Origin of the sequence: Calothrix anomala FACHB-343 (assembly GCF_014696435.1) — a bacterium.
In the GTDB taxonomy this organism is placed as follows: Bacteria; Cyanobacteriota; Cyanobacteriia; order Cyanobacteriales; family Nostocaceae; genus Aulosira; species Aulosira anomala_A.
In genome coordinates this window covers 16026-30361 of record NZ_JACJQG010000056.1, presented here as the reverse complement: position 1 = coordinate 30361, position 14336 = coordinate 16026, and the positions used below count along the sequence as shown (strand labels likewise).

Annotated in this window: 14 protein-coding genes; 8 read left to right on the top strand and 6 right to left on the bottom strand. The window is 39.8% G+C overall.

Going from position 1 to position 14336, the window contains the following annotated elements; genetic code table 11:
• Positions 1-182 precede the first annotated feature (182 nt).
• The 5 genes from H6G08_RS26370 to H6G08_RS26350 all read left to right on the top strand — a co-directional run bounded on the left by H6G08_RS26370 (position 183) and on the right by H6G08_RS26350 (position 4700).
• Entirely contained in the window at positions 183-584 is a 402-nt protein-coding gene (locus H6G08_RS26370; protein WP_190548442.1) for a CU044_2847 family protein, read from the top strand.
• Positions 581-1291, top strand: coding sequence for a TIGR04283 family arsenosugar biosynthesis glycosyltransferase (locus H6G08_RS26365; RefSeq protein WP_190548440.1), 711 nt, complete (start codon positions 581-583; stop codon positions 1289-1291). The genes H6G08_RS26370 and H6G08_RS26365 overlap by 4 nt, the downstream gene beginning before the upstream one ends.
• Before the next feature lie 188 nt (positions 1292-1479).
• Positions 1480-2220, top strand: coding sequence for a TVP38/TMEM64 family protein (locus H6G08_RS26360; protein WP_190548438.1), 741 nt, complete (start codon positions 1480-1482; stop codon positions 2218-2220).
• The gene (locus tag H6G08_RS26355) at positions 2213-3022 is read left to right on the top strand and encodes a TVP38/TMEM64 family protein (RefSeq protein WP_190548436.1); all 810 of its coding nucleotides are present in this window, start codon (positions 2213-2215) and stop codon (positions 3020-3022) included. Before H6G08_RS26360 ends, H6G08_RS26355 begins: the two co-directional genes overlap by 8 nt.
• Before the next feature lie 130 nt (positions 3023-3152).
• Positions 3153-4700 (top strand): mercuric reductase, encoded by a 1548-nt coding sequence (locus H6G08_RS26350; protein WP_190548434.1) that lies wholly within the window; start codon positions 3153-3155, stop codon positions 4698-4700.
• Between the two features lie 59 nt (positions 4701-4759).
• Here the strand turns inward: H6G08_RS26350 and pgr5 are convergent, their stop codons facing one another.
• Positions 4760-4957 (bottom strand): cyclic electron transport protein PGR5, encoded by a 198-nt coding sequence (gene pgr5, locus H6G08_RS26345; RefSeq protein WP_190548432.1) that lies wholly within the window; start codon positions 4955-4957, stop codon positions 4760-4762.
• Positions 4958-5019: 62 nt separating this feature from the next.
• Positions 5020-5190 (bottom strand): photosystem II assembly protein Psb34, encoded by a 171-nt coding sequence (gene psb34, locus H6G08_RS26340; protein WP_190548429.1) that lies wholly within the window; start codon positions 5188-5190, stop codon positions 5020-5022.
• Positions 5191-5589: 399 nt separating this feature from the next.
• On the opposite strand from psb34, the gene H6G08_RS26335 reads away from it, so the two are divergent.
• Together H6G08_RS26335 and H6G08_RS38750 are read left to right on the top strand one after the other, a co-directional pair.
• Positions 5590-5754, top strand: a complete 165-nt coding sequence (locus H6G08_RS26335) for a hypothetical protein (protein WP_190548506.1) — start codon at positions 5590-5592, stop codon at positions 5752-5754.
• Between the two features lie 65 nt (positions 5755-5819).
• Positions 5820-5978 (top strand): hypothetical protein, encoded by a 159-nt coding sequence (locus tag H6G08_RS38750; RefSeq protein WP_190548427.1) that lies wholly within the window; start codon positions 5820-5822, stop codon positions 5976-5978.
• Positions 5979-6006: 28 nt separating this feature from the next.
• Here the strand turns inward: H6G08_RS38750 and H6G08_RS26325 are convergent, their stop codons facing one another.
• Positions 6007-6405 carry a hypothetical protein gene (locus H6G08_RS26325; RefSeq protein ID WP_190548425.1) on the bottom strand — a complete coding sequence of 133 codons (399 nt, stop codon included), beginning with the start codon at positions 6403-6405 and terminating at the stop codon, positions 6007-6009.
• A gap of 849 nt (positions 6406-7254) precedes the next feature.
• On the opposite strand from H6G08_RS26325, the gene mgtE reads away from it, so the two are divergent.
• A complete protein-coding gene (gene mgtE, locus H6G08_RS26320) occupies positions 7255-8646 on the top strand; it encodes a magnesium transporter (RefSeq protein ID WP_199322756.1) in 1392 nt (463 codons plus the stop codon).
• A gap of 204 nt (positions 8647-8850) precedes the next feature.
• Here the strand turns inward: mgtE and H6G08_RS26315 are convergent, their stop codons facing one another.
• The 3 genes from H6G08_RS26315 to H6G08_RS26305 all read right to left on the bottom strand — a co-directional run bounded on the left by H6G08_RS26315 (position 8851) and on the right by H6G08_RS26305 (position 14071).
• On the bottom strand, positions 8851-9531 hold the full coding sequence (locus H6G08_RS26315) for a Uma2 family endonuclease (protein ID WP_190548421.1): 681 nt from the start codon (positions 9529-9531) through the stop codon (positions 8851-8853).
• A gap of 356 nt (positions 9532-9887) precedes the next feature.
• Positions 9888-12668, bottom strand: a complete 2781-nt coding sequence (locus tag H6G08_RS26310) for a bifunctional acetate--CoA ligase family protein/GNAT family N-acetyltransferase (protein WP_190548419.1) — start codon at positions 12666-12668, stop codon at positions 9888-9890.
• A 179-nt stretch (positions 12669-12847) separates the two neighbouring features.
• Positions 12848-14071 carry an RNA-guided endonuclease InsQ/TnpB family protein gene (locus tag H6G08_RS26305; protein WP_190548416.1) on the bottom strand — a complete coding sequence of 408 codons (1224 nt, stop codon included), beginning with the start codon at positions 14069-14071 and terminating at the stop codon, positions 12848-12850.
• Positions 14072-14336: the final 265 nt, after the last annotated feature.

Sequence of the window (14336 nt, the reverse complement as noted above, 5' to 3'; positions counted from 1 at the left end):
ATTTGTCTAACCGAAAGTAACCGACAGGTTAAAACCTGCGGCTACATGGGCAAAATCCGCCTGTGCGGACTCAAAAATTTTAGCCTGCGAAGGCAGGCTTTGTTCGTATAGCCCCACGCTTCTAGCGTGAGGGGCTGTTGGCGAAGGTATTTGAAACAATTCTTTGACGCGAGATTTATCCTATGCCGCAACTTACACCGATTCAGTTAGAAGATGGCACGATTATTTATATTGAAGCCACAAATAATGTTGATACTCCGCCTGTTAGCATTGAAGTTTCTCCAGAGGGTGAGGAAGAAGCTTTAATTGATAAGGGATGGGATGCTGATGCTGCTCAAAAACAGATCGTGCAGAATTTTCAGGCAATTGAAGGCACGATTCGGGCTTATACTGTCTACACGCTGAATGCTTTTAAGAAAATCCCTGTGGCTAATATCGATAAAGTCACTCTGGAATTTGGCATCAAAGTTGGTGGTGAGGCGGGTATACCCTACGTGACTAAAGGTACTGCTGAAAGTAATCTCAAGGTAACGGTAGAGTGTTCCTTTCCTAATCAGCCGGAAAAGAAAACTCAGCAATCATGAATCAGAATCTTGATGCTGCAAAAATTTCGATTATCATTCCGACGCTGAATGAAGCGGGAAATATTGAAGATGCGATCGCATCTACTCAACCGAGTAGCAATATAGAAGTTATCGTAGTTGATGCTGGCTCTCAAGATGACACTGTAGCCATAGCCCAGTCATTAGGTGTCAATGTTATTTTGTCATCTCCTGGGCGAGCCGTGCAAATGAACGCTGGTGCTGTCGCTGCTAGCGGTGACATTTTGCTGTTTCTCCATGCAGATACCCGTTTACCTGCTGGCTTTGATACGCTGATTCGCAATGCACTCCAACAACCGGGAACCGTAGCGGGTGCATTTAACTTGCGGATTGATGCATCAGGTTGGGGTTTAAGGTTGGTGGAATGGGGGGTAAAAGTGCGATCGCATCTTTGGCAAATGCCCTATGGCGATCAAGCAATATTTATCACTAAAGGTATATTTAACCAAATCGGAGGTTTTCCAAAATTGCCAATTATGGAAGACTTTGAACTCATAAGTCGCTTACAACGTATTAGTAAAATCACAATTATTCAAGCATCAGTTTTAACTTCTGCTCGTCGTTGGTTACGCAAAGGAATTTTTAAAACCACCTTAATTAATCAAATAGTCATCATCGCTTATTTGTGGGGAATATCACCAGAACGAATTCGTAGCTGGTATCGCCAAGAAAAATTTAGGAAGAATTAAGCTGATTCTCAGGGAATGAGAATATTTTAGTTGAAGATAACAACAGGTTCAAGAAACTAAAGATTAGATATTAGGGGATGAGGATAAAGAAGAATTTAGGTAAAAAATAAGCAATTACTGATGACTAATGACTCTTGTACAGACGCGATTAATCGCGTCTCTAGCCAATGACTAATGACAAATAACCAATGACTAACCGCAAATTATATACCACAATCAAACTCTTACTATTAGGTTGTTTAGTTGCTACGGTAATAATTGCTAGTAAATATCTCAACATTCAAGAAATTTTACACATAAGTATTAATTGGGTGAATAGCCTGGGATACCTTGGCCCAATTGCTTTTATTTTCATTTACAACTTAGCAACTTTATTATTTATCCCAGGTTCTATTTTAACCTTGAAAGGCGGTTGTCTATTTGGTGTTTTTTGGGGTTCTGTTTATGTAATAATTGCCGCAATTATTGGAGCGACTTTAGCATTTTTAATTGGGCGCTATCTTTCACGAGATTGGGTAGCTAAACAACTAGAAAAACATCCTAAATTTAAAGCCATCGATTTAGCCGTCGCCAAAGAAGGATGGAAAATTGTCCTCCTTACTAGGCTTTCACCTATCTTCCCCTTCAACTTATTAAATTATGCTTTTGGGGTGACGCAAGTTTCCCTTAAAGATTATATTTTAGGTTCTATCGGTATTATTCCCGGTACAGTAATGTATGTTTATCTTGGCTCTTTAGCTACTAATCTTGCCATGTTGAGAACACCTCATCAGCCTAGTAATCCCCAAGCGCAAATTGGAGAATGGATAATCCAAGCTATGGGTGCTATTGCTACAGTCGCCGTAACTATATATATTACCAAAATTGCTCAAAAAGCCCTCAAAGAAAGTGTAGCGACAGCCACAAATAACCATAATGCAAATGAATAAAATTAATCAGGCTTGCAAATCATCTACATCTAATCAAAAAAATTCTCTTATCCTTGGCGTACTTGGCGTACTTGGCGGTTCATTAAAAAAAATTAGTTTATTAACATTGCTAGTTATAACCATACTCTTCTTATGCTCTACAGACCAAGCCTTAGCACAGCAATCTACAAGCACTAACTTTAATCCCCAAGTAATTTTAAAAGATGCTTTGCAATGGATTGATAGCCTGGGTTCACTAGGAGCGATCGCTTTTATTACACTTTACATTATTGCCACCATTGCTTTCTTACCAGGCTCGATTTTAACACTAGGTGCTGGCGTAGTTTTTGGTGTAGTTTGGGGTTCGCTTTATGTATTTATTGGTGCTACTTTAGGCGCGACTGCGGCTTTTCTAGTAGGACGTTATTTAGCTAGAGGCTGGGTTTCGCGGAAAATATCAGATAATAAAAAATTTGCGGCTATTGATAATGCTGTTGGTAAAGCTGGATTAAAAATTGTCCTGTTAACCAGACTTTCGCCAGTATTTCCCTTTAATTTATTAAACTATGCTTTTGGAATTACAGGGGTTTCTTTACAGGATTATTTTATTGGTTCTGTGGGGATGATTCCGGGAACAATTATGTATGTTTATATTGGTTCTTTAGCTGGTAGTTTGGCGAGAATTGGGACTGAATCTCAACCTACTAATCCTAGTATACAATGGGCGATTCGGATTATTGGTTTTATTGCAACTGTAGCTGTAACTATTTATATTACTCGCATAGCTAGGAAGGCTTTGGATGAGGAAGTTAGTAATAATTAAAAATGTTTTTAACCGCAGAGAATGCAGAGGACACAGAGGTAATAAATTTAAGTATGTGTTCGAGTTATAGGACAATTTTTCTATAAAAAATATCACGCACAGACAAGAGAGACGCAGAGGGGAAAGATTAATGTCTAATTTAGAAGTTGAGAGAGTAACTGTTCGCCCAATGGATGAGTATAACCAAACTTTGGTATCTCATGTTCATCCACAAGATTGGGTGAATCCAGAACCAGCGAAAATTTATGATTTGGTAGTAATTGGTGCGGGAACTGCAGGATTAGTTGTAGCTGCGGGTGCTGCTGGATTGGGTTTGGGTTTAAAGGTGGCGTTAATTGAAAAGCATCTCATGGGTGGAGATTGTTTAAATGTCGGTTGCGTACCTTCTAAAACTATTATTCGTTCGGCTCGTGTAATCGGTGAAATTTGGGATGGTAAGGAGTTAGGAATTAATATCCCGAAAAATATTGATGTTGATTTTTCTGCGGTGATGGCGAGAATGCGCCGCATTAGAGCAGGTATTAGTCCCCATGATTCAGCTGCGCGATTTCAAAAATTAGGTGTTGATGTTTTTTTAGGTAGCGGTCGATTTTCGAGTAAAAATACTGTAGAAGTTGACGGAAAAATTCTCCGGTTTAAAAAAGCTGTAATTGCTACTGGCGCAAGAGCAGCGAAACCAGAAATTTCCGGAATAGAAAAGGCTGGTTATCTCACTAATGAATCTGTTTTTTCCCTCATCCAGAAACCAGAAAAATTAGCTGTAATTGGTGGTGGGCCGATTGGTTGCGAATTAGCTCAAGCTTTTCGCCGCTTGGGTTGTGAAGTTGTGCTTTTTCATCGCAGTTCTCATATCTTAAATAAAGAAGATGCAGAAGCTGCAGAAATTTTGCAAAAGGTTTTAATCAAAGAAGGAATCCGTTTAGTATTAAATGCCAAATTAGAAGAAGTAGTAACTGTCACTGAAGGTAAGCGACTTTACTTTTCTACTAATGGACATCGAGATTCTGTAACAGTAGATGAAATTTTAGTTGGTGCGGGACGCGCTCCAAATGTGGAAGGGTTAAATTTAGAAGCTGTTAATGTAGAATACGATCAACGCCACGGCGTAAAAGTTAACGATTATCTGCAAACCACAAATCCGAAAATTTATGCGGCTGGTGATATCTGCATGAATTGGAAATTTACTCACGCAGCTGATGCAGCAGCCAGGATTGTGATTAAAAATACGCTGTTTTCTCCGTTCGGTTTAGGACGTTCTAAACTCAGCAATTTAATTATGCCTTGGGTAACTTATACCGATCCAGAAATTGCTCATGTGGGAATTTCACTGGAGGAAGCTAAGTCTAAAGGTATCGATATTGAGACGATAAAAATCCCTTTTAGTATTGTAGACCGAGCGATCGCAGATGGTGAAGAATCTGGATTTCTGAAAATCCTTCACAGAAAAGGCTCCGATGAAATTCTCGGTGCAACTATTGTCGCTCGTCATGCTGGGGAAATGATTTCCGAAGTGACTACGGCTATGGTTGGTAAGTTAGGTTTGAATAAGTTAAGCGGTGTCATTCATCCCTATCCAACTCAGGCTGAAGCTATTAAAAAAGCAGCTGATGCTTATCGGCGCACACTTCTGACAGAGAATACTAAACGATTGTTGGGTTTTTTAACTAAGTTATCTTAATCTTGACTAGGTTATTGCCTAATCTAGGCGCAAAGTAAATAAAGGAAAATTGCGAGAATTTAAGCAAGTAAACCTAATTTTTTACCGTTATCTTTAGCTAAACGAATTAGGTTCTGTCTTTGCTTGGATTCAATTCCAAACCGATTGCAAAAATTAGTAATTGTTTGTGCGTGGATACCAATAGCTTTACCACGTATTTGATTAAATTTAGCTTTTCCCATCAATTCACGTACTAATACTACTAATGGTGCAAACATTTCTTTTGTCTCCTAAGTTTCAAAGTTGTTTGTAAATTCTGTGGATATATCTGCAATAGCTATTAGCTAACGCCGAAAGCAAGTAAAACTAAGGCGCTGACTAATAAAGTTGCAATTCCAGCCTGAAAGCTATAGCTGCGTTGCTCTTCAGTGGAAGGATATTCTGCATAGTAGATTTGGGGTTCAGTTGCATAGTTGTTCAATACGCCGTCTTCGTTAATGGTGGTGTACATAGTTTTTTGCTCTCGTTAACTTATGTAAATTAATGTAACGGAATTGTTACGATTTAGCAAGAAGACTTGACAAAGAAAAACTAATACTTATTATCAGGTTTACTTATGAATAAATGTAAAGGCGACGAATTCATCACAACTTTGGCGATGAAATACTGCTGATACTTTAGATCCCCGACTTCTTTAAGAAATCGGGGTTCTAGCAACCCAGCAAAGTACTAGATGTAGTTGGGTTGAGGGATTAGAGTTTGTCGCATTCTTTGTTTACAGGAGTTTCCAGGTAATTGAAGCACAGATCCAAAGTAGGGGCACGGCACCAGTAAGATTATTATATTTTCCAGAAGATTGTCGATGCCGTGCCCCTACCGCGTGGTCTATTTACTTGGAAACAGATGTAAATTGGTACTGGTACAACCTGCGGATATTGCTGAGGCGATTGAAGAGTTACCAGAAGCCATACAGGTTTTAGCCTTTCCCTTGTTGTCTAAGGATGAGGCGATCGCAAATCAAAATTCTTTTGAGGATTATAAAGCATCAAGATTGCTGAAAATCCTCTACAAATAAGGTGCTGATGAAATTATCGGTGTAACTATTGTTGCTTGTAATGTGTTGCTTGTAATGCTGGGGAGATGATTTCAGAAGTAGCTACGGCTATTGTCGGTAAGCTAGGTTTGAATAAGTTAGGCGGTGTAATTCATCCTTATTCTACTCATGCTGATGCTTATGGGCGTAAACTTCTGACAGATAACAATAAAAGACTTTTGAGGTTTTTAACTAAATTATTTTAAAACTGAAAGCTAAACTCGAAAGTTAAATTTAATTTCGCAATATCTGGAAATTTTGCATATTCTTCTGCCAAATTTCTTTTCTTTCTTCTTCTGGCAGGTTTAAAGCTGATGTGATAATAGCAAAATCTCCTGCTGTCGGTAAAGCTTCTCCTTTGGCTAAAGCTGGTAAATTTTTCAATCCACAATATCTCAGTTTTGCTCGGTTAGCACGAATTAAATCGGCAATTGTTTCTGGTTTAGCTGTTACAGAGGTGTTAGAGTCATCTGGATGAGCTTTTTTAGCGATCCAATCTTGAGCCATTTCCTCGAAAGCATCGCTTTGAAATATATCCAAACTGGCACAAATGCTTTTGAACTCAAGAGCTAAATCAACTGGAATGTAACTACCGATTTGCTTGTAATCATCACAATTCTGTTTGTTAGTCATATTCTTAGACTTACTAAAATTGTCTACCTGTTTTGGCTTCTCTGAATTAATTTTGAAAAACCTGACATTTGCTGAATGTCATATCTCAACCGACATCCTAACAGAAAAAATGTTCCGATAAAATAACTAAACTCAGTGTATTTTTTTTGTTACATTTTGTGTAATTACTTAGCTTCTTAACCACCGTTTAACTGACCATTTTTAATTTTGTGCTGTGCAATTAATTATGGGCAATTACTCCAAACCCTAGTAATAATAGCTTTTCTGCTGACTTGTAATATTTACCACAGAGCGATCGCCAGTTAGCAATTATGTCAATTTCGGAAATGATTTTGAGCGTTTACAAGCTGCTAAATATTACTTGAGGATGATTGTAAATAATCTTATACCTATTACATCAAAGCTACTAAAGCAGATAATTGTATTTGGATGCATAAATTATTTATCAAGATAAAAATTCAATTTTTAGCAAAAAATTAAATGATTTTCTGAGAAAAAATGCATCTTGTGATTCTATGCATACCATACATTTACAACAGTTATTACTGTGTGAAGAAATATCAATATTATGCCTCGTTTACTAGTAGCTTGATTATGCACATCTAATTGATGGTTATTTGAAATTAAATTATAACTTTTGTATCTAAGTAAATTGGCGTAATGAAAATACTGGTAAGGGCTGTCATTAGAGAAGCGATAACCCTTGTCTGTACAGTCAACAGTCAACAGTCAACGTAAAATCCCATACCTTTTAGGAGTGAGATGAGTTTAACTAGATAAAGTTAATGCAATTATATTGTGTAGAAACCTTGTTCAAACTGCTTGAGGAAAGTGTAATTTGTGACAGAAATGAATAATTTATCCTCTAATCTCCCAGATATGTCGCGCAGAGAATTGCGAGATTTAGTGCGAATTCAGCTACAAATGCTGTTAGAACAGGGAGATTTACGCGGTGCAAAAGCGATTTTAGTACCTGTACAACCGGCGGATATTGCTGAGGCGATTGAAGGATTACCAGAAGCAATGCACGCTTTAGCCTTTCGGTTGCTGTCTAAGGATGAGGCGATCGCAGTTTATGAATATCTGGATTATTCTATTCAAGAACGACTGATTGAAGAACTCAGAAGCCAAGAAGTCCGGGATTTAGTCGATAAAATGTCACCCGACGATCGCGCCAGATTATTTGACGAACTCCCCGCAAAAATCGTCAATCGCCTCCTCGAACAACTTAGCCCAGCCGAACGCACAGCTACAGCCCAACTCTTGGGTTATGAAGCTGATACGGCTGGGCGAATTATGACCCCAGAATTAATTTCTCTAAAAGAAAATTTTACAGTATATCAAGCCCTAGAGCGGATACGCCGCCTAGCAAAGGCTAGTGAAATCATTTATTATCTTTACGTCACCGACACAGCCAGACAATTGACAGGGATTGTGTCTTTGCGGGAGTTAGTAACATCTCAACCAGAGGAATTAATTGGTGAGATTATGACTCGTGATGTGGTGTTTGTCTACACCGATACAGATCAAGAAGAAGTTGCTAGAGTAATCCAAAGATATGACTTTTTAGCAGTGCCTGTAGTAGATCGAGAACAGCGTCTCGTCGGTATTATTACGGTGGATGATGTAATAGATATTTTGCAACAAGAAACTACAGAAGATATCTACGCCGTTGGTGGTGGCGTGCAATCAGGCGGCGACAATTATTTTCAGATGAATTTAATGGATGTTGCGCGCAAGCGGGTTGTGTGGTTATTTGTGTTATTAATTACCAATACAGTCACAGGCACAATTATTAAATCCCAAGAAGATATATTATCTAAAGTTGTTACCCTCACAGCCTTTATTCCCTTGCTGACTGGTACTGGTGGTAATGTTGGCGCGCAATCTTCCACAGTAGTCATACGGGGGATGAACACGGAAGAGATTAGATTATTAGGGCCTTTACAAGTAATTGGCAGAGAAGCGATCGCAGGTACATTATTAGGAGTAATGTTAGGTAGTATCGCTACAGTCTGGGCTTATTTTTTGCAAGGAAAGTTAGAAGTTGCGATCGCAGTTGGCACTAGTTTAGTAGCAATTTCTGTCTTAGCTTCAATTTCTGGTTCGGCGCTACCGTTTTTATTTCGCCTACTGCGCTTAGATCCAGCCTTGATGTCAGCGCCATTTATTACCACAGCCGTTGATGTACTTGGCGTTTTGATTTACTTTAATTTGGCGCGGGTGATTTTACAGTTATGAGTCAATGGTCAATGGTCAATAGTCAATAGTCAATAGTCATTTGTCTTTCTTTTAAATTATTCATTTAGCCAACTGAAGAGTTGAGCAATGGTAAGGTGAAAAGATTCAGCAAAGGATGGAACAGGAATGCGATCGCTTTGTTGTTCAAAGATGGCGAGAGTGCGATCGGCAAATACGAATTACGAATTACGAATTAGTAATTATTTAAATACTATCTGGGTCAATATTTAATTCCCGTAATTTTGCAGCCAAACGTGCAGCCCTTTGTTCTGCCTGTTCTGCTGCTTCTTCCGGTGAGGGAACTAATTGACCTTCTGACGTAAAAAATCGCAGTAATCCCCGTTCAATTCCCAGATATAACCCTAACTGCTGACTCCAAAAATGTCCTAGTTCATTTGCTTGTAGAGGTTGATATGCACCATCTACTAAATGAAATCCAGCAAATTCTAATGTATATGGATCAAACCAAAAATAATCCAGCGTGCGGAAAGTATCTTGATAAAGTTTTTTCTTTAATCCTTTATCAGTATTAGCAGTTGACTCTGAAAGAATTTCGACAATTACATTGGGGTATTTACCATCTTCTTCCCAAACTACCCAACTTTTACGAGTTTTACGTTCCGTTCCCAAAACTACAAAAAAATCAGGGCCGCGAAATTTTTCTAACTTGCTTTGGTGGGGACTGTAGTAAATAGTTAAGTTACCAGCAACGTAAAAATCATTTCTGTCTCGCCACAGCCATTCTAGACAGCTGAGAAGTAGGATTATTTGTCGTAAATGTAGTTCTGTTTCCAAGGGAGGCTCGTCACTATATAAATCGCCAGGGGGAAATATCACCTCTTGAGAGATGCTTTCAGTAGAATCTAATTCTTGAGTAATCCCCATAAAGTTTAGACAGCATCATTGGTTAATGGGTTTATTTTAGCTTTTTCTGGTCTTGGTGTTGGTCTATCACTCTGCTAAAAATGTAATATTTGCTAATAGGGTATATGCTATATACCTAAAAATTTTACTTGAGATCGTTTCAATTTAATCAATATACAAATATATAAATAAAGGTATAGCAAGGGACATCCAATTTTTTTAAATACCCAATAAATTTGTAGTGCGAGCATCTTGCTCGCTAATGTTAAAAAGCGAGCAAGATGCTCGCACTACGGAATATGGGTAATTTATTTTTTATAAGTCCCCAATGCAATACCCTACAAAAAAATATTGTTGGAAAATTGCGTGATTTAAGATTACAAATCAATTACGGCTTCCACTAAATCAGCACTGCGATGGAGACGGAAGCCGACTTTCTCACAAACACGTTGCATTGCCACATTTTCTGGGTGAATATCAGCAGTGATGCGCTTGATATGTTCGCTACGAGCGACATACAACAGTTGACTTAAAATGTTAGTACCCAAACCCATGCGTTGATATGGATCGCTGACTATAAGAGCAAATTCTGCTTCTTTTACACCATGTAACTGACTCAAACGTCCTACAGCGAGAATTTCGCGATCGCCTGTTACGGGGTTTTTGCGATCGGCTACTAGTGCCATTTCGCGATCGTAGTCAATGAAGCACAGCCTCATCATGCGTTCGTGGGCGATTCGCTGACTCAGTTTCATGAGATGGAAGTAGCGAAAATAGACGCTTTGTTCTGAGAGTGTTTTATGGAACTGTACAATTAACGGCTCATCTTCGGGACGAATCGGACGAATGGTAATTGCTGTACCATCTTTGATTGTCCAAGGCGTGATGTATTGTGTGGGATAAGGACGAATCGCTAGTTTTGGTAATTGTTCTTCCCTCAGTTCTGGTGGGTGAAGAACAATCCGCCCATCTAAAGCTAGTAATGAGGAAGATTTGTTTTCTGGTTGAGTTCTACCTTCAAATCGCGCCCATAAGGGATTGATGTCAATTTCCTTAATCCAGGGCTGTTCTACGATTAATTGGGAAAATCGCACTAATAAATGCTCTAAAGCTGCTAAATCTACAGGTGCGCGTCCCCTCACGCCTTGGAGGGCTTTATAAATTTGCGTTTGCTCCATCATCCGGCGTGCCAGGGTACTATTGAGGGGAGGAAGTGCGATCGCTCGATCTCTAAATACTTCCACTAATTGTCCCCCTGCGCCAAACAGCAATACTGGGCCAAATTGGGGATCTAAGCTACTACCAATAATTAATTCGTAGCCACTATTAAGGTTAATCATTGGCTGCACTGTTACGCCTAAAAAGTGTTCTAAACCTACTTTTTCGGCAACAGAAGTTTTAATATTGCGATACGCCCAGCGTACAGCATCTGCATCCATAAGATTTAACTGCACACCACCCACATCGGTTTTGTGGGTGATAGTCTTTGATAAGAGTTTGAGGACTACGGGATAACCCAGGGATTCTGCACAGCCGACAGCTTCATCTTCTGTGGCGGCGATGCAAGCTTGTAGAGTGGGAATACCGTAACCTGCCAGGATTTCCTTGGATTCTGTCTCTGTAAGAATAGTTCGCCCGGCTTGATGGGCTGTGGTAATAATCTTATCTACAAGATTGCGGTTGGGTATACCGTCTTCTTCTGCTGGTAATACGGGAGTTTCGTAAATGCCGCGCAGGTTATAGCTAGACTGCCACATATAAGTGAATATACGGGTCGCAGAATCGGGGTAGGAAAAGGTAGGAATCCCAGCACGATTGAGAATTGCTTCTCCTGCCATTACCTCAGCACCGCCCATCCAAGTTGCCAGAATTGGTTTATTCGCAGGAACCTGTGCTTTTTCAATTGCAGATTTCAACTGTTCGGCAGTTTGGGTAGGATCGGTCATTGCCTGAGGAGTGAGAATCAGCAATATACCATCACTATTTGGATCTTTGGCGACAATCTCCAATGTTTTGCTGTAGCGTTCTGGATCGGCGTCTCCCAAAATATCGATGGGGTTATTATGACTCCAGAAAGATGGTAGGGTTTGATTGAGGGAAGTAATTGTCTCTGGTGCGAGTTCTGCTAGTTCTCCGCCATTGGTAATTAGAAAATCTGTAGCCAGGACACCAGGGCCGCCAGCGTTGGTAATCATCGTCAAACGCGGGCCTTTGGGGCGGGGCTGTTTTGCCAATACTTCCGCCATGTTAAACAGTTCGGAGATTCTGCTGACTCTTAGCACCCCACTGCGCCTAAAGGCAGCATCAAGAACTTCATCGCTACCAGTTAATGCGCCAGTATGGGAAGCGGAAGCTTTGGCGGCTGCTTCAGTGCGACCGGCTTTGATGAGAATAATCGGCTTGGTTAAAGCTACCTCACGGGCAGCGGAGAGAAACGATCGCGCATCCCCAATGGATTCCATGTAAATCACAATACTTTTGGTATGGGGATCGTCACCAAGATAGTAGATTAAATCGCCCCAACCAACATCTAACATCGAGCCGATGGAGATAAAAGCGCTAAAGCCGACATTTTCCCGCAAACTCCAGTCAAGAATCGAGGTACAAAGGGCACCACTTTGACTAATAAAGCCGACATTTCCAGGACGCGCCATTGTACTGGCAAAGGTGGCGTTTAATCCTGTATGGGGATTCATCACACCCAAGCAATTGGGGCCGATAATCCTGAGTTTACCTAAGCGGGCTTCATGTAAAATTTGCTGCTCTAATTCAATACCAGGGGCACCGATTTCTTTAAATCCAGCAGATACGATTACGGCACTTTTAACTCCGGCGGCAACGCATTCGCGGACAATTTTCGGTACTGTTGGGGCGGGTGTAGCAATGATTGCCAAATCTACTTCATCCGGTACTTCTGCAATATTGGCGTAGCTCTTAATACCCATCACACTATGATGTTTTGGGTTTACAGGAAATACCGTACCGCCAAAAGGATTACTGATTAAATTCCAAAGCAAGGTACGTCCGACACTCCCAGGCGAGTCACTAGCCCCAATCACAGCCACCGTTGCCGGCGCAAAAATGGAACTGAGGGGCTGGCGCTCGGTACGGAGGATGTCGAAGGTGGGATCGGTTTTTAATCTATAGGGGGTTTGCATATCGCTAAACCTCGTTAATTTGGATAGCGTCTCTTTGGACTCTCTGGAGACAATATGAGGTTAGAAAAGATTCTTGAGGAACTTGTGAGGAAATGTAACTTTTTTGCTGATGGCAAAAAATTACTCAAAATCTAACCGCTCATAGAAATCTAGACAAAGCTACCCAATAGTAGACAATACTAGACATTTACGTTGGTAATTTTAGTCCAAAGTCCTAAGACTACAGGGATAAACGGCAATCCCACTATCCCATCCATAAAGTTTGGGATTACTTTGCGAACTATATTTAAGCTGCCATTAGTATCAGCATTGATGATTCTTCCAGTGGAACTTTTATACAAACCGCGTTTTACACGCTGACCACTGAAGACAGGTTTGATATCTGATTTTTTGTTGAAAGTCGGCAATTTATCACCATCTAAAGCACTAGCTTTACTCGTATAACTTTCCTCAGTCAAAATCACTTCAATACCTGCTAATTGGGCTTTGTAGGTCAGCAAACTAATCAGTTTGGCATGAGGAATTTTGGTAAAGTTTTGATTATTTTTTTTACCAATATTGATATCTTGCTTCCATCCTAGGTTCTTACCGATGATTAATTGACCAATCTCATTTAATTGACACCAATCAATCACCCGACGGCTACTAGTATGCAGGTAGTTATCAATCCTTCTGTCACGTTTGCTGTTTAGTTGTTTGATTTGTCTGTTAGCGGCGATTGATTGTGCTTTACTTACTCTTTTATTGAAAAACTGGTTTATACTTTTTAACGGTCTACCATTAATCAACAGCGGTTTTATTCCGGGATGATTGGATGTTATAGCGATTAAATTGTTTAATCCCAGGTCTACACCAGCAATGTATTTGCCATCTGTTTTAGCAGGTAATGCCAGAGTGTAAACAATTTCAATTACATAGTGTTCTAGCTTGGGAACAATTCGTACCTCCAAAACATTTTTAGCTTGAGTTTTTAACTCTATATTCGTTTGAGAAAGCTTAATTATTCCTTTAGTCCAAGCTGGTTTTGATATGGCATCTGGAGGATATATCACCACATTTCTGCCGCGTTCTTTATGTTTATATCTCGGCATTTTTGGTTGTCCTAGATACTTATCAGGATGCTTTGACCAATCTTTTAATGCTGCTAACCAACATGACCAAGCTACAGCAACTCTCCTGACAATCTGTTTACTGATTTTAGTAGGCAGATATCGATAGGCATCTAGATTCTTGGTTTGATGATAAATATCATTTGAGTTGTAATACTTCTGGCTATCAAAGAAATATTGCCGCTGCACATAATTAGCACAGTTGTAAAGATGCTTGGATTGCAATGCTAAATAATCACATTCAAGCCAAAATTTATGCTGTCTGCTAATTATATGTCTCTCGACTAACTGCATTTGATTCGACCTTTCAAATTGCTTTTCAATGAGTATTATAACTCATGTCAAAATGCTTGGGTGATAAATTTATAACTGCTCAACATATTGATTCATGTCCCCACTCCAAACAGCAAGACTCTTAACTTTCAACAGATGAACAGGCTGCGCGCTTGGATCGATATTTTCGAGTGTGAATGGCAAAAAGCTGCCCAAAAATAGGTAGTGATGGGTAGATTTGTCCACAAATTAAGTTACAGTTCCAAACCCCGATTGACTAGAGAAA